The sequence below is a fragment of the Methylocystis sp. sgz306128 genome, assembly GCF_056032725.1.
In genome coordinates, this window is the sequence record NZ_JBVYWO010000005.1 from 88,321 (window position 1) to 104,063 (window position 15,743).

The following is a 15,743-nucleotide window of genomic DNA, read 5'->3' on the forward strand; positions in this document are numbered from 1 at the left end:
TCATGGGCGTGATGTTCCGCTGTCCGGTGTGGCTTGGATTATGGTACGGCGCAGGCCTGCTGGCCGCGCTGGCTGCGGCCTTGCCAGCCCTTGCCGCCGGGGATGGCGCGCGCCGTGCGCCTGTGCCCAATGCGGTCATCTATCCGGGGCAGATCCTGCAGGCGGATATGTTCACCGAGCGCGAATTCGAGGTCCTGCCCGCGGGTGCCATCGAGACACAGGCCGCGCTGATCGGACACGTGGCGCGCCGCACCCTGCTCACTGGCCAGCCGGTAACCCGCATCGCCATCGGCGAGGCCAATGTCATTGTCAACGGCCAGCGCGTGCAGGTCATCTACCGCGAGGGCGGGCTGACCATCGTGACCTATGCCACGGCGCTGCAATCCAGCGCGCCCGGCCAGCCGGTGAGCGTGCGCAACACCGATTCGGGCCGCACCATTTCGGGGATTGTGCAGCCAGACGGCACGGTGCTCGTGGGGCCGGGCTGATGCGGCGGCTGATTCTGGCGTTGTTGTTCGGGCTGGTGCATTTTTCGGTGCAGGCGGAGGTCCGCCTGAAGGATATTGTCTCGCTTCGCGGCGTGCGCGAAAACCAGCTTGTCGGTTACGGCCTTGTTGTCGGCCTGGCGGGAACGGGGGATTCGCTGCGCAACGCGCCGTTCACCGATCAGGCGATGCAATCCATGCTTGATCATGTCGGCGTCAATGTGCGCGGCGCGTCGCTGCGGGCGCGCAACGTCGCCGGTGTCATGGTGACGGCAGACCTGCCATCGGGTGCGGGCAGGGGCTCGCGCATCGATGTCTCGGTTTCGGCGATCGGCGATGCCGCTTCGCTGCTGGGCGGCACGCTGATCATGACACCGCTTCAGGGGCCGGATGGCGAGGTTCATGCCGTGGCGCAGGGGGCGCTTGCGGTTTCCGGCTTCGCCTCGCAGGGCAAGGCCGAAACCCTGACGCAAGGCGTGCCGACCGTCGGACGCATAGCCAACGGCGCCATGGTGGAAAAAGAAGTGCCCACTCAGTTTCAGGATGTGCACTCGCTGGTGCTCGATCTGAAAAATCCGGATTTCAAGACGGCTATCCGAATTGCCGATGCGATCAACCAGTATGCCGAGTCGCGCTACCACATGCAGAGCGCGCGCGAGAGCGATATTCATGCGGTCAATGTCCGTATTCCGCCCGGTGTCGGGCCGGTGCGGTATATGGCGGAAATCGGCGACCTGCCGGTTGTGCCGGATGTGCCGGCCCGTGTGGTGGTGGACGAGCGCACGGGAACCATCGTCATCGGGCAGGACGTGACCATTTCCACCGTCGCCGTCACCCATGGCAACCTCACCGTGCGCGTGACGGAACAGCCGAAGGTGTCGCAGCCCGGCGCGTTTTCTAGAGGCAAGACAGCCATTGTGCCCAATACGCAGGTCAGCGCCACGCAGGATGGCGGGCAACTGGCGATCCTGCACGGCGTCAATCTTCAGGATGTGGTGCGCGGGCTGAACGAGATCGGGCTCAAGCCGGTGGATATCATTGCCATCCTGCAGGCGATCAAATCCGCTGGGGCGTTGCAAGCCGATCTCGTGGTGCAATAGCGCCAGCCTCGCGCAAGATTTGGCCGACATGGTTAATTCATGGAAACGATTTGCGCCGGACGACGGCGCGCAGCCGCTCTGTTCCGGACTCCGATGCATTATCGACAAATATCAACCGCCGCTGTTCTTGCTTCTGGCCTGATGTTCGCCAGGCCGGGCTTCGCCAATGAGTCAGGTGCGCCAGCCTCGCCGCCGCAGCAGGCGGCGTCCGCCCCTGCGCCCGCGCCGCCGGCCGTAACGCAGGATGTAGCCAATTATTGCCGCAGCCTCGTTCCGGTCATGACGGACGCCAAGGCCAGAGCCGAGAAGGCCGAACTCAAGGCGCTGAGTGATGAGATCGCCGCCCGCATGGCGGCTCTGGAGGCCAAGCGCGCCGAAGTGGAGGACTGGGTCAGGCGGAGGGATGCGTTTCTGAAGCAGGCGGATACAGATAAGGTGCAGATCTATCAGAAAATGAAGCCGGATGCCGCTGCCGCGCAGCTTTCCGTCATGGACGAAGGCATGAGCGCGGCCATACTGGCAAATCTTCCGGCGAAAAGCGCCAGCCTCATTCTTGCCGAAATAGAACCGGCGCGCGCCGCGCAACTCGTGACGCTCATCGGCAGTACGGCCGCTTCCGGTCCGCGCCCATGAGATTGCGGATGTTTCTCGCCATTGTGCCGCTTCTTGCCGGGTGCAGCGAGTCGATGCGGGATTTTCATCGTGAACCCGGCATGTCGCCGGTGGGCAGCGGCATGGATATGGCGGGCGAACTGCCCGACCGGCTTGTGACGCCGCCGCCCCGTCATGGCCTGTCGCTCTGGGACGAGCGCAGCGCCAGCCTCTATAATGACGGGCGCGCGTCGCGGCCGGGCGATATTTTGACGATCAATATCGCCATCAACGATAAGGCGACGTTCGACAACACATCCACGCGCTCGCGCGAGGCCAAGGCCACCTCGGGCTGGAGCCTGAACCTGCCCGCAGCCATATCCGGCGACACCAGCCTGACATCGCAATCCTCGACCAATGGCACCGGGACTGTGAACCGCGCCGAAAAGATCCAGCTCTCGGTTGCCGCTGTCGTGACTCAGGTTCTGCCCAACGGCAATCTCGTCGTTTCCGGCTCGCAGGAAGTACGGGTCAATTTTGAGATGCGCGTGCTGCATGTGGCGGGCATTGTGCGCCCGAGCGATGTCGGCAAGGACAATATGATCTCCTACGACAAGATTGCCGAAGCGCGGATTTCCTATGGCGGGCGAGGACGCCTGACCGAAGTGCAGCAACCGTCAATCGGACAGGAGCTTTATGATCTTGTCTGGCCGTTCTAGGAGGCTGAATGGCTGAAGCCGGTGCATCAGGCGATAAGCCGCAGGCATCCGCCGCCGGACGCATGATCGGTCTGGCGGCGCTGACCCTGCTTGCGGCGGGGGCGGGTGGCGGCTCTGCCTATTATCTTGTCAAAAAGGCCATTGCGGCGAACCCGCCTGCAGCCGCCGCACCCGAAAAGGCGAGTGTGCCTGCAGCGGAGGCCGCGCCTGCGCCTTCCGCAGGCGGGGATGTCGTCAACGTGCCGGTTCCGGTCGTGCTGACCAATCTCGCCGATCCGCCCGGCGTATTCGTGCGGCTCGAGTCGGAGATCGTGCTGGATGCGAAGACGGCCAAGGGCTCCGCCGTCATGGCCGCTGAAATTTCCGGAGATTTCATGGCTTTCCTGCGCAGTCTTTCTGTCAGAAATCTCGAAGGGCCGAGCGCCTTCACCCAGCTCAAGGAAGACCTCACCGACAGGGCGCAAATTCGCTCCAAGGGGGCGGTGCGTGAAATCATTATCAAGGGGCTGGTGGTGAAATGAGAGCTGCTTCATGCATCATCTGTATTTTTCTTGGCGCCGTGTTCGTTCTGGCCATGGCGGCTTCGGCCCATGCCGAGGGCGCATCCGGCAATCTGCTGACCAACGCGCCCGCTTCGAGCCGCGCCATCGAACTGGCCGCGGCGATGACGCTCCTTTCGGTTGCGCCGGGCCTCATCGTGATGATGACCAGCTTCACGCGCTTTGTCATCGCCTTTTCCTTCCTGCGCTCAAGCATGGGTTTGCAGAGCACGCCGGCGAATCTGGTGCTGATCAGCCTGTCCATGTTCATGACCTTTTACGTCATGGCGCCGACATTCGATAAGGCCTGGATGAACGGCATAAAGCCGCTGCTCAATGCCGAAATCAGCGAAACGGAGGCCTATGCGCCCATTTCCGCGCCGTTTCGCGCCTTCATGCTGACGCAGGTGCGCCCGAAGGACCTTGCGCTCTTCGAAAACCTGAGCGGTTCCGCCCCATCCGCTTCCGGCAAGGACGGCGGGGCGGCGGATCCGGATATGCGCATGCTCATTCCGGCCTTCATGATTTCTGAATTGCGGCGGGGGTTTGAGATCGGCTTTCTTATTTCATTGCCGTTTCTGGTCATCGATATGATTGTGGCGACCGTCACCATGTCGATGGGCATGATGATGCTGCCGCCTTCGGTGATCGCTCTGCCGATCAAGGTTCTGTTTTTCGTTCTCATCGACGGATGGAATTTGCTGACGGGCAGCCTCATCCGCTCAGTTCTGTAATTTGTCAGTCTTGCCCGCAAAATTTTGCGGCGCGATAAGATTTCTTTAATTTTTACAACCTATAGTTGAAATACAAAGAGTTGATGGCCATTCCGAGTGGCGCAAAGGCATGATGCCGCCTCTTTGTTCCGGTGCAAGCCCGGTATGTCCTTAAGCAAATCTCCAACATCAGGGACATTTACCATGAGCAGTCTGTTAACAAACGTTTCCGCCCTCACCGCCCTGCGGACGCTTTCCAATACGCAAAAGGATCTCCAGAAGATTCAGGGTGAGATTTCAACCGGTCTGAAAATCGGCAGCGCCTCCGATAATGCCGCGGTCTGGTCGACGTCCGAAGCCATGAAGTCGGACAATGGCGCCCTCGGCGCAGTGGGCAGCGCCTTGTCCTATGCCGGATCGATGCTGGACACGTTCACCGCCGCATTTCAGCAGGTGATCAGCGTCGTCAACAACATCAAGAACGACCTTGTCTCGGCGCAGACACCCGGCGCCGATCTGTCGAAAATCCAGACCGATATAGCTGCGCAGCAATCCGGCCTCAAGAGCATCACCTCGGGCGCCAATTTCAATGGCCAGAACTGGCTCTCCAATGCCGGCGCATTGTCGTCGGCCAGCATCACCTCGTCATATGATTCAACCAATGGCGTAGGCTCGCTGAGCGTCGATCTGACCAAGGTTCAGATGGTGGACACCAGCTCCACCTCTACTGCAAACGGCATCCTGTCGAAGAACGGCACCAATTATACCGGCGCCAGCATCCTGACGCTTGACGTGAGTTCGGCCACGTCCACCGATCTGCAGAACATGCTCAAGGATGTCGATGCCGGCCTGAAAAAGCTCGAAACCGGCGCGGCCAGCATCGGCGCGGCAAAAACCAACGTCACAACCCAGCAGTCGTTCATCACCAGCCTGCAGGACTCGCTGACCGCAGGTGTGGGCGCGCTTGTCGATGCCGATATGAATCAGGCCTCGACACGTCTGCAGGCCCTGCAGACGCAGCAGTCTCTTGGCGTGCAGTCGCTCTCCATCGCCAACCAGAATACCCAGATGATCCTGAAGCTGTTCCAGTAAACCTGGCGGCGGGGCAGAACCCGGCGAAGGCCGCGGCTCGCAGGAGTCGCGGCCTTTTGCAACGTCCACGCAAGGTTCGGCGGGCAGATTCAACTCTGGCAACCGTTGAATCGTGGATGAAATGGCTTTTCTGGTCCAGCTTGAAAAATTGAGACAAAGTCTGCTCGCGCTGGGGACGCGCCGGCTGCTTGCGCTCGCTCTTGTCGGTCTGGCCATATTTCTGTTCGTGGGCGGCGCGAGCTATTATCTCAGCCGTCCAAGCGAGGAAGTGCTCTATTCCGGCCTTGCCCGCGACGATGTCAGCCGGATCGGCGCCGCCCTGAAGGATGCCGGCATTGCGTTCAACGTCAGCGCCGACGGCACTGCTGTGATGAGCCGTTTCGGCGAGGCGGCGCGGGCGCGCATGCTGCTGGCGGAAAAGGGCCTGCCGCACGGCTCCAACACCGGCTATGAGCTTTTCGACAAGGTTGGCTCCCTCGGTCTGACATCGTTCATGCAGGATGTGACGCGCGTACGGGTGCTTGAGGGCGAGCTTGCCCGCTCCATCCAGTTCATCAACGGCGTTGACGCGGCGCGCGTGCATATTGTCATGACGGATGAAGGCTCGTTCCGCCACGCGCCGCGGCCGCCCTCCGCCTCCGTCATCATCCGCACGCGTTCGCCAAACCCTGGCGAGATCGGCGCCAGCATCAGGCATCTGGTTGCGGCGGCGGTGCCGGGCCTTGCAACCGACCAGATCACTGTGCTGAACACCGATGGTCATCTGCTGGCATCCGGCGCGGATGCAAGCGAAGGCACGGCCTCGGCCATGCTCAATCTGGAACACAGCGTCGCGCAGGATCTTCAGGACAAGATCACTCGCACGCTGGCGCCGTTTCTCGGGTTCCGGAATGTCGAGGTCAGCGTCGCCACGCGGGTCAATACCGACAAGCGGCAGATCAACGAAACAACCTACAATCCGGATGGGCGGGTGGAGCGGTCCTCCCGGGTCATCAAGGAAACGCAGACGGCACAGAATTCCAATGCGCAGGCATCGGCCAGCATCGATAAGAATCTTGTTCAGGAGAAGACCTCGCCGTCCGACGGCAAGCAATCGAATGAAGACAATCAGAAACGTGAGGAAATTACCAATTACGAAGTGTCCTCAAGGACAATATCGACCGTGAGCAATGGATTTGCCGTGCAGAATGTTTCTGTTGCGGTGCTGATCAACCGCGCGGCACTCGTCAAGGCGCTTGGCGACAATCCGACGCCCGAAGCCGTCGATAAGAGGCTCAATGAGCTTGAGCAGCTTGTCGTATCGGCGGCGGGCCTGCAGAAAGACCATGGAGACACGGTCAAGCTGACAGCCGTCGACTTTGCCGAGGCCGCGCAGGATCTGGCCCCCGTTGCCGGCCCGTCGATCGTTGAAATTCTGCTGCGCCAGTCAGGCATGTTCATCAATGCGCTGGCCTTCATTGCGGTGGCTTTCATTCTGATCCGCTTTGGCCTGCGTCCCGCGCTTAACGCGATCATGGCCAATGCGCCCGCCGCGGGCGAGGCCGAGATGACCGAGTTGCCGATGGCCGATGGCCTGCCGGCGCTCGCCGATCTTGGCGGCATGGACGGAATGCCTGATTTTTCTGTCAGCACGCCCGCTACATTCGAGAGCGAGGGCGAGCCCAATCTCATCGAAGACCTGATGCAGAGGCCCCGCCGCTCGCCGCAAAAGCGGCTTGAACAGCTCGTTCAATATGACGAAGAGCAGGCCGCGGCAATTCTGAAACAATGGATCCAGCGAGGGCAGGCCGCATGATCGAGCGCTCGATCGTTCATTATCTGGCCAATCATGACAGGCGCAGGGAGCAGGACTCGCCGCGTTCTGTCTGGCCGGGGCTCGCTCAGGAAGCCGGCTACATTGATGTTGGCGTTGCGCAGGCGGGGCTCCCGCTGGCCGATGAGGCCGAATTTGCGCATGACATGAGTCCTGATGCGCCCGCTGGTTCGGACGAAGATTTGAGTGGTGTCCACGTGCCGTCGCCTGATGAGCCGGCCGGACAGGAAGCTGCATCCGATTTGCCGGATGAAGATCAGAACCAGCAGGCGATGACCGCGGCACATATCGAGCAGGCGCGGCAGGACTGGGTGCAGACCGAGTCCGCGGCGTTGGCCCGGCAGCTTGCGGATGCTCTGGCCGGGCTTGAGACGCGCATATCCAACGCGGTTGCGGCAATATTGGCGCCGCTGGCCGATGTGGCCGTGCGCGAGCGGGCGCTGGATGGGCTGGCGCGGCGTATCAGGACTTTGCTCGCGGGGCAGAGCGGCAAGCTCCTTCATATATCCGGCCCGCGCGATCTGCTTGAGGCGATCCATGCCCGGGCAGGCGACGAGGTCGGCGCGATTGTGTTCGAGGCCGCCGACGCCAGCGTAGTTCGTGTGGTCGCCGGTGCACTGGTGATCGAACTCTCGCTGAAGGATTGGGAAGCGGAACTGAAAGCCATAATGCACGAGGCCGCACCATGAGCGATGAGCACGCCCACGAGATTTTCATTGTCCGGCACGGCCATGACGACCATGAGGACGGCCATCACGGCGGGGCCTGGAAGATCGCCTTTGCCGATTTCATGACGGCGATGATGGCGCTGTTTCTGGTGCTTTGGCTGATGAGCGCCAATGACAAGAACAAGGAAGCCATTGCGCATTATTTCAATCCCGTGAAGCTGCAGGAAATGTCGAAAAAGCAGCCTGGCCTCAGCGATGCGGATGAGACCCCGGCAAGCGCGTCCAAATCGGACGCGGGCACCGGCACCGGCCCGAAGCCGCATCCGCCGACAGAACAGAAAATAAGCGACAAGCCGCCGGGGCATGAGACGCCGCAGCAGGAAAAGCCTGAGGACTCAGCCGACCGGGCGACGACGCCGGACGGAGAGCCCCTGCCCAGATTTTCGCAGGCGGAGCTTTTCCGCGATCCCTTTGCCGTTCTTGACAAGATAGCCGCTCAGGCGCCCGCTCCGGAGAGCCCCGCGCCAAAAGCCGACGCCAGCCCGCAATCATCGCGCAGACCGCCGCCGGTTGCTTCTGCTGCTCTGTCCGGGCATGCGGCGCAGGGGGCCTTTGCCGATCCGTTCGCGCAGGTTGCGCCGGTGAAAGAGGTGAAGGAGGCCAAGCCGGCTGAACCGCCGTCCGCTGCCAGCCAGACGTCTGCGCCGGTTCAGGGCAGGTCTGGCGAAGCTGAAGCGCCTAAAGTTACGGCAAAGGCCGAACAGACCGGTCTTGTCGCCGCGATTCAGCAGATTGCGCAAAGTAGCGGCGGACATGTCGAGATCAAGCTGACGAGCGAGGGTGCGCTGATTTCAGTCACTGAAGGTGCTGACTTCCCGATGTTCGCCAGCGCTTCGGCGGAACCTCAGCCCCGGATGGTGCAACTGATGACCAGCGTCGGCGCCATTATCAAAAATGCAGGCAAGCCGGTGGTTGTGCGCGGATTTACCGATGCCCGCAATTTCCGGTCGAGCGGTTATGACAACTGGCGCTTATCCGCCGACCGGGCCAATATGGCGCGGCTGATGCTGCAACGCGGCGGCATGCCGGAAAAATGGGTGGAGCGCGTCGAGGGACGGGCCGACCGGCAATTGAAGGATTCTGCCCATCCGGATTCGGCGCAGAACCGCCGTATTGAAATCCTCATTCTCGATCAGAAGCCATAGGAGGGGCGGATGCGATTACCGGCCCTCCTGCTGTCCGGCTTTCTGTCTGCCTGCGAGGCCTATGCGGCGCAGGCGCCGCAGCAGCCGGAGCCTTTTGCACTGGTGCGCTCGCTTCAGGTGCTTCAGGACCGGATCGCGACAGGCGATCAGGCCATTCTTGAGGCAAGGCCGGATCTGATCCGCCGGATCGCCGTAAATTTCAGGACGGCGTCCGCCGCTGTCTGGCAGGATATGCGCAACAGGCGCGCGCTCGCTGCCTATCTGCTCAATGGCGGCGATCGCGCCAGTATTGAGGCCGTGCGCAATGCGGAAGGTCTGCCCGGCACGCCGGATGCGCTTCTCGAAGGCGCTCTGGCCTATGTCAGAGGCAATTTTGCCGATGCGGCGCGAGCATGGGCGGATGTCGATCCTTTCGCTCTTCCTGCATCGCTGGGCGCGCATGTCGCCTTCACCAAGGCGGCGCTGGCGCTGCGCGACGATCCGAAAAAGGCGATCGCGGCGCTCGATGTCGCCCGCCTGCTTTCGCCCGGCTCCCTGATGGAAGAAGCCGCGCTGCGGCGCGAGCTGGTCGTGCTGCGCCGCGAGGCGCTGGCGGACCGTTATCTGCTGCTGGCGTCGCAATATCTGCGCCGTTTTGGCCGGTCGCTCTACGCGGACGAGGTGCGGGGCGAGCTTGCGGCGGCGATGCCGCTTCTGTTGTATCAGCGCAGCAGTGACCAGCGCGTTTCGTCCATTCTCGATGAACTGCGGCGCGCAAGAGCTGCGCAGATCTATCTTGCGGCTGCCGGACTGGCAGTGACCCATGCCGATGCGGCCAGAGCCGAAGCCTGGGCGCGTATCGTGCAGGATATGCAGGGCATGGACGATCTGATCCGTGGCCGCGCCGCGCTCTATCTTGCCGCAGCCGCCGTCAACCGCATGGATTATGCCGCCGGGCATTCCTGGCTGAAACAGGCCGAACCGGCGCTATTGAGCGGAGCAGATGCGCAATTGCGGGGGGCCGTTGCCGCTGTTCTGGCGCTTGATCCGCCGCCCATCCTCGCCATGGCTGAACCCCGGACAGAGCAGGGCGTGGCTGCGCCGTCCACCAGCAATCAGGAGCCGCCGGACAAGCTGGTCGCGCAGGCACGCGGCCTTCTTGACGGCATTGACCGGCTTCTGCGTGAGAAACAGCCATGAGCATCATTGTCAGCGCAGGTTTGAGCACTCCGACTCAGGCTCCCGATATCCGGTCCGCCGCTGGCGCGCGCGCCGCTCCGGAAGACAAGCTTTTTGCCCGTGAACTCGATCATCAGCAAGCGGCGCAGCCGGACGAGATGCCACAGCCCGGGGCGGGGACGGCGACCAGCGATGCCTCGAAAAACCGCGACGCTCCGCGCTGGCCGGCCTTGCCGGAAAATCTGCCGGACGACGCCAATTCCGGGATGCCGGCGATGACAGCCTCCGGATCGGAACAGGTAATATCCACCTCTGCGCAGATGGCTGCTGGCAGGCTTCCGGCGCTGACGCCCGGGCAAACGGCTCCGGCGGCAGGCCTCGGGGCGCAATCAGACTCAGATGCGGCGGGCGCGATAGCCGCTTTGCCGGTTGATGTGCAGCCAGATACGGGCGAAAGCAGGGCAAAACCTGCCGGAACCGGCGCATCGCCGCAGACGCGAAAGGCCGGTACGGATGCGGAAATGACCGCGCCGCTAAGGAAACTCCCCCCGCCGATGCCGTCAGCCCTTCCGGGCAGAAGCGGTGTACGGCGGGACCTTTTGCGGTCCGCCGACGCACAGCCGGCTGCGACGCAGGCCGATGGGGGATTGACCGGAATTTTGGCCGGACCGGAGGCGGGTGCAGATCGTCCGCATGAAGCCGACGCGCCGAAGAAGGCCGATATTGCCGCCCCTGCGGACGTAAAGGCGGATGCCAGCGCCGTCATGCCGCCAGAACAGATACAGCCGGCGCTGCCGCAGGTTTTACTGGCGCAGGTGCTGCCACCACCCCCATTGTCCGGCGCGCCGTCCGGGCAGGCGTCGCAGAGCGGGCCTGTCACGCGCTCTTCAGCGGTCCGGGCACCCTCTGTACAGCCCGATACGGCCAGCGCACCGGATGGATTTTCGGGCATGACGCCGCCTTCGCCGCCCAATCTTTCGTTCGGCATTCGTGAGGCCATGGCTCCGCATATCGTGCCGGGCCATGCGCACGAGGCATCGGCACCGCCAGCGCATATGTCTCCAGCCATGCCTGAGACGCCTGACGAAAGCGCGGCGGCGCAGGCCGACAGCGGCTCCGCCGAGGCACCTGCCATGCCGCCGATCGGTGTTGAAGTTACGCAGGTTGCGACGCATTTCCCGCTTGCTGCCGAAGCGCCGTCAATTCAGGGCGGATCGGACGGCAGCTCGCGATCCAACGCGGCCAGCGCCGCGCCGCATGCAGGAAATGTTTCAGCGCCCGCTTCACCCGGTCTGAACCTCGACCTGCATCAGGCCGCCCTGCGCACATTGAATCTTGCGCTGACGGGCGAGGACATCGGCGCAATGTCGGTCCGGATGCGGCTGCGCGGCGATCAGCTCAATGTCGCGATCTCGTCCGATCACGCACAGACAGTTGCCGCGCTCCAGCGTGATCAGACAGGCCTGTCGCAGGCACTTGTGAGTTCCGGTTATCACCTCGATGCCCTGAGCGTGCAACTAACATCGCCCGCACCTAATGGCGGCGACCCGGGCCCCGGTTCGGGCGCGGGCGGGCGTCCGTCCGGTGACAATTCCGGCCAGACCTCGAGAGACCAGCCGCATGCAAGACAAAATCCGTCCTATGGCAGTTCCGCGCGCAGGGAGGCGCCCGCGCCGGGCCTTGCCCCACGCCGGCGCGATTTTATCTAGCGCCGTCGTCGTTCTGGCGCTGAGCTTTTGTGCAGGCCATGTACAGGGCGCGCCAGCGGGGCGCTGCGAGGCGGAAATGAACCGCGCGGCCCGGCTGCACCATGTGCCGCTGCCGGTTCTCTATGCCGTCGGCCTGACCGAAACAGGCAGGCGCGGCTGGCTTGATCCATTTGCCATGAACATTGAAGGCAAGGCCTATTTCGCGTCGGATTTTGCCAGCGCCGAGCGTGCTTTTCAGGCCGCCCGGCGGCGCGGCGCGAAGCTGATCGACATTGGCTGCATGCAGATCGATCATCATTATCATGCCGGGCATTTCCGTTCGCTGGCCGATATGTTCGACCCGCATCAGAATGTCGCTTATGCCGTCGGCCTGTTGCAGCAGCTTAAAGACAGATATGGCAACTGGACTCTGGCCGTGGCCTTCTATCATGCCGGGCCGGGTCGCACCGCCGAGCAGAAACGCTATGTCTGTTCTGTTATCGGCAATATGGTGGCGAGCGGTCTGGGCGCGTGGACGGCAACAGCCAGACAATTTTGCGCGCGCGGCGGCTGATGGCGGAACCGCGATAATCTTCGCGCCTCCTCTTTTCCGGCGGAGTCATGCGGCTTTCGGATATCCCTTCTCCGCTCAGCCGGAATGTGACGTGTCCGGAAGCGGATCGCGCCGGCACTGCCTGAAGAAGGCCTCAAACTGGGCGAGCGCATCGCCCGTGAGATCGAAGCCCGTAAGCTGACCGATGTTCACTTCGGCAGTAGGCTGGCCGAGACGCAGTTCGAGCGCGATGCTGCGCTCTGCATGATGCAGGATCAGATTGAGCGCGACGCGCGGCCTGCTGTCCCAGTCCAGTTCATAATCGGCCTGATCGGCAACAATCAATGTATCCGGCGCGAGATGGAGTTCGCTGGAGGAGGCGACAATGTCGCGGATATTGGCGATCTGTCCGTTCTCGATATGGGCGATGTATTGACCCGGCTCGACCAGCATCAGTTCGGCGATCACATCGCGCAATATGGCTCCGGCCATGGCCGAAACCGTTGCGCGCAGCTGGGGTGGCAGGCGCATGCTCATGTGAGCTCGCCGCCGGTGAGGCAGAAGCGCGCATGTGCATTCAGTTCGCGGGAAGGCTGGGGTTTCACAGGCATTGAGGCATCAGGCGGTTCGAGCGGCGGCGCGGGTGTCCGGGCTGCCTTTTCCAGCATTTATACAATAATATAAACAAACGGAATGCAATCGTCGCCAGATAATCTGGTAAACAGCGGCGGCCTGCGGAGGCAGCGTCAGAACAGCCTGCCGCCGTCGGGTACGCCGTGACCGGGACTGACCAGAACGACCTCGCCCGATTCATCGGGAAAGCCCAAAGTCAGAACCTCGGACATGAAAGGGCCGATCTGCCGCGGCGGAAAATTGACGACAGCCGCAATCTGCCGTCCGACGAGCGTCTCGGGCGTATAATGGCGGGTGATCTGCGCCGATGATTTTTTGAGGCCGATTTCGGGGCCGAAATCGATGAGCAGCCTGTAGGCAGGCTTGCGCGCCTGCGGAAAGGGCTCCGCCCTGACGATGGTGCCCACGCGGATATCGACTTTCTCAAAGTCGGAAAACTGGATGAGGCCGCTCATCGGATGACTTTGCCCATCAGATGTCCCGGCGGGCCTCACGCTCGTGCTTGCGCAGGCGCATCACGCCGCCCAGCAGATTGCAGAACGGCGAAGTCAGGCGCTGGAAGTCTTCGGCCCGCGCCACCATCCGGCCGCCGCGCTCCAGCAGGCGATCCAGCGCCGCCATGGTTCTGGCCATATCCTCGTCATCGTCCGTGAGCCAGGTTTCGAGCACCTGCGAAAAGCCGATCACGAGACCCTGCAGTTTCAATGTGCCTACCGGCCCTTCGCTGCTGATGCCTGCCGCTTCCAGCATGAAGCGGTGCGAATTGAGCGCAACCTGATTGAGCGCCATGGCCGCGGCAGGCGAGCGTCTCGCCCATTGCATGATATTGGACAAAGCGGCTTTGTAAGGGCGCAGCGCATCGAGACGGCGCATCAGAATATCGAACAGCCTGTCCTTCGGCGGTTCGCTGGCGAGGTCGGTGTCCAGCGATCTGAGCACGATCATGTCGATCTGCCGCGAAAAGGCGGCCAGAATTGCTCCCTTTGACGGAAATTGCTCACGAAATTCCGCCAGAGACAGGCCAGCTTTGGCGGCGACGTCACTGAGCGTGACTTCATCCCATGGGGTTTCGGCAACAAGTTCCATCAGAGCCGTGATGATGCGTTCGCGCGGATGGGTCATGGCAATCTCCTTGCGCCTTAATTTAGGCTTTTCAATGGGTTTGCCAAGGCGGACTTCATAATAAAGTCAGGCCCGTCCCCGCTCTGCCGGTCAGCCCGCCAATTCTCCGGCGCGCCGCTCCGCGGCGGCGATGGCTTCGCGCATCAGATGTTCGAGACCGTTCTCGCGCATCAGCACGCCGAGCGCAGCGGCGGTGGTGCCGCCCGGCGAGGTGACATTGACGCGCAACTGGCCGGGCGGCGTCTGCTGATCCTGAAACATCAGTTCGCCGGCCCCCTCGACTGTAGCGCGGGCAAGACGCGCGGCCAGATCAGGCGGCAGGCCGATGGCCTCGCCGGCTTTCGCCATGCATTCAGTCAGGTAGAAAACATAGGCCGGGCCGGAACCCGACAATGCGGTCACCATGTCGATCTGCGATTCGTCCTGCAGCCAGACGATCTGGCCTATGGCGCCGAGCAGAGTTTCCGCCAGTTGTTTCTGCGCGCCGGTGACGGCTTGCGTGGGATAAAGCCCGGTGATGCCACGCCCGACGGCAGCGGGCGTGTTGGGCATGGCGCGGATGAGCGCTCCGGCCTGCGGCAGGCGGGACTGGACATCGGCAATAGTCTTGCCAGCCATGACGGATATGACCAGCGCGCCCGCGCCGATCACGGGGGCGATGTCGGGTGCTGCGGCATCGAGCATCTGCGGCTTGATGGCCAGAACCACCGCATCGCTTGGCAATGGCTTTGCCGGATTGAGGCTGCAGCCATGCCCGGTGCAGAAAGCAATCATTTCCGCCGAAGGGTGCGGATCGATGACCTGTGTCCGTCGTGGATCGAGCCCGAGCCTGATCCAGCCGTGCAGCATAGCGCCGCCCATCTTGCCGGCGCCGACAAGCGTCAATGAAATATCCAGCATTCAGGCATTTCCCGAAGTTTCGAACATGGCGAGGTCCAGTGCCTCACGCGCTGTTTTACCGGCCCAGACGACATATTGAAAGGCCTGAAAATAGCGCTCGCAGGCCTCTATCGTCACCTTGATCAGAGCCTCGCATTGCTGGCCGCTTGGCTCCGAGCCGCCGGTGAGCAACAGCGAATGACGGAACATGATGACATTGTCCTTGAGCCAATAATCGAAATGGCCGATCCAGAGCTGCTCGTTGACCAGACTGATCAGTTCGCGCAATTCTCCGCGCCGCGCCTCCGGCCCTTTGAATTCGAAGGCCGAACTGACGTGCAGGGCTTCCATGTCTTCCAGCCAGGTGAAGGCAATGTCGTAGCGGCTGATGCGACCGTCCACCGAGATCGAGATCTCGTCCATTGCCGAACGTTCAAAAACCCAATCGTTCAGGGAGGCCATCTGTTCAACAATATCGACCGGATGCGTCGGCTTCCGGGGATCTGCGATATTCAAAGACATTCAAATCTACCTTGCACAGCTGTTTTGCGCATTTCACGGGGGTGAAACGTCGTGCCAAACGCATTGATACGGAAAACCCGGCGCGGATGAGCGCCAACTCAAAACAAATCACTTAATGTAAATTGGAGAGTCACGTATTTGCGGTGCGAGGTCTACAAGAGCGTCGTGCTGCCGAGGAAACTATCCACAGAATCAATCATTTTTACGCAGAAATTATGTCTGGCTGCGTCTCATCACTGTGATTGTGGCAATGCCATGCCGTT

The 15,743-nt window shown here is 62.1% G+C and carries 18 protein-coding genes; 13 read left to right on the forward strand and 5 right to left on the reverse strand.

Translation table 11 applies throughout. The features are described from left to right. Window positions 1-2 precede the first annotated feature (2 nt). The 13 genes from flgA (at window position 3) to AC0N03_RS10140 (ending at window position 12,345) form a co-directional block, all read left to right on the forward strand. On the forward strand, window positions 3-488 hold the full coding sequence (flgA, locus tag AC0N03_RS10080) for a flagellar basal body P-ring formation chaperone FlgA (protein WP_474288585.1): 486 nt from the start codon (window positions 3-5) through the stop codon (window positions 486-488). Continuing rightward, window positions 488-1,585 (forward strand): flagellar basal body P-ring protein FlgI, encoded by a 1,098-nt coding sequence (flgI, locus tag AC0N03_RS10085; RefSeq protein WP_474288586.1) that lies wholly within the window; start codon window positions 488-490, stop codon window positions 1,583-1,585. The genes flgA and flgI overlap by 1 nt, the downstream gene beginning before the upstream one ends. A 93-nt stretch (window positions 1,586-1,678) precedes the next feature. Beyond that, on the forward strand, window positions 1,679-2,218 hold the full coding sequence (locus AC0N03_RS10090) for a MotE family protein (RefSeq protein ID WP_474288587.1): 540 nt from the start codon (window positions 1,679-1,681) through the stop codon (window positions 2,216-2,218). Between the two features lie 8 nt (window positions 2,219-2,226). Then, the gene (gene flgH, locus AC0N03_RS10095; protein WP_474288589.1) at window positions 2,227-2,895 is read left to right on the forward strand and encodes a flagellar basal body L-ring protein FlgH; all 669 of its coding nucleotides are present in this window, start codon (window positions 2,227-2,229) and stop codon (window positions 2,893-2,895) included. Window positions 2,896-2,903: 8 nt separating this feature from the next. After that, window positions 2,904-3,416, forward strand: a complete 513-nt coding sequence (locus AC0N03_RS10100; protein WP_474288590.1) for a flagellar basal body-associated FliL family protein — start codon at window positions 2,904-2,906, stop codon at window positions 3,414-3,416. Beyond that, a complete protein-coding gene (gene fliP / locus AC0N03_RS10105; protein ID WP_474288591.1) occupies window positions 3,413-4,168 on the forward strand; it encodes a flagellar type III secretion system pore protein FliP in 756 nt (251 codons plus the stop codon). Before AC0N03_RS10100 ends, fliP begins: the two co-directional genes overlap by 4 nt. A 183-nt stretch (window positions 4,169-4,351) precedes the next feature. Next, the gene (locus AC0N03_RS10110; protein ID WP_474288592.1) at window positions 4,352-5,239 is read left to right on the forward strand and encodes a flagellin N-terminal helical domain-containing protein; all 888 of its coding nucleotides are present in this window, start codon (window positions 4,352-4,354) and stop codon (window positions 5,237-5,239) included. Between the two features lie 121 nt (window positions 5,240-5,360). After that, window positions 5,361-7,034: a flagellar basal-body MS-ring/collar protein FliF gene (gene fliF, locus AC0N03_RS10115; RefSeq protein ID WP_474288593.1), complete on the forward strand. Its 1,674-nt coding sequence runs from the start codon at window positions 5,361-5,363 to the stop codon at window positions 7,032-7,034. After that, the gene (locus tag AC0N03_RS10120) at window positions 7,031-7,741 is read left to right on the forward strand and encodes a hypothetical protein (RefSeq protein ID WP_474288594.1); all 711 of its coding nucleotides are present in this window, start codon (window positions 7,031-7,033) and stop codon (window positions 7,739-7,741) included. Before fliF ends, AC0N03_RS10120 begins: the two co-directional genes overlap by 4 nt. After that, window positions 7,738-8,925, forward strand: coding sequence for a flagellar motor protein MotB (locus AC0N03_RS10125; RefSeq protein ID WP_474288595.1), 1,188 nt, complete (start codon window positions 7,738-7,740; stop codon window positions 8,923-8,925). The genes AC0N03_RS10120 and AC0N03_RS10125 overlap by 4 nt, the downstream gene beginning before the upstream one ends. Window positions 8,926-8,934: 9 nt before the next feature. Beyond that, window positions 8,935-10,104 (forward strand): hypothetical protein, encoded by a 1,170-nt coding sequence (locus AC0N03_RS10130; RefSeq protein WP_474288597.1) that lies wholly within the window; start codon window positions 8,935-8,937, stop codon window positions 10,102-10,104. Further along, window positions 10,101-11,792, forward strand: a complete 1,692-nt coding sequence (locus tag AC0N03_RS10135; RefSeq protein ID WP_474288598.1) for a flagellar hook-length control protein FliK — start codon at window positions 10,101-10,103, stop codon at window positions 11,790-11,792. Before AC0N03_RS10130 ends, AC0N03_RS10135 begins: the two co-directional genes overlap by 4 nt. A gap of 76 nt (window positions 11,793-11,868) precedes the next feature. Continuing rightward, the gene (locus tag AC0N03_RS10140; protein ID WP_474288599.1) at window positions 11,869-12,345 is read left to right on the forward strand and encodes a transglycosylase SLT domain-containing protein; all 477 of its coding nucleotides are present in this window, start codon (window positions 11,869-11,871) and stop codon (window positions 12,343-12,345) included. 75 nt (window positions 12,346-12,420) lie between these two features. On the opposite strand, the gene AC0N03_RS10145 is transcribed toward AC0N03_RS10140, so the two are convergent. The 5 genes from AC0N03_RS10145 to AC0N03_RS10165 all read right to left on the reverse strand — a co-directional run bounded on the left by AC0N03_RS10145 (window position 12,421) and on the right by AC0N03_RS10165 (window position 15,480). After that, complete coding sequence (locus AC0N03_RS10145) at window positions 12,421-12,861, reverse strand: hypothetical protein (protein WP_474288600.1); 441 nt, start codon at window positions 12,859-12,861, stop codon at window positions 12,421-12,423. A gap of 209 nt (window positions 12,862-13,070) precedes the next feature. Next, the gene (locus tag AC0N03_RS10150) at window positions 13,071-13,412 is read right to left on the reverse strand and encodes a tRNA-binding protein (RefSeq protein ID WP_474288601.1); all 342 of its coding nucleotides are present in this window, start codon (window positions 13,410-13,412) and stop codon (window positions 13,071-13,073) included. A gap of 16 nt (window positions 13,413-13,428) precedes the next feature. After that, window positions 13,429-14,079: a TetR family transcriptional regulator gene (locus AC0N03_RS10155; protein WP_474288602.1), complete on the reverse strand. Its 651-nt coding sequence runs from the start codon at window positions 14,077-14,079 to the stop codon at window positions 13,429-13,431. 90 nt (window positions 14,080-14,169) lie between these two features. Further along, entirely contained in the window at window positions 14,170-14,979 is an 810-nt protein-coding gene (gene proC / locus AC0N03_RS10160) for a pyrroline-5-carboxylate reductase (protein WP_474288603.1), read from the reverse strand. Next, window positions 14,980-15,480: a type III secretion system chaperone family protein gene (locus AC0N03_RS10165; protein WP_474288605.1), complete on the reverse strand. Its 501-nt coding sequence runs from the start codon at window positions 15,478-15,480 to the stop codon at window positions 14,980-14,982. Window positions 15,481-15,743: the final 263 nt, after the last annotated feature.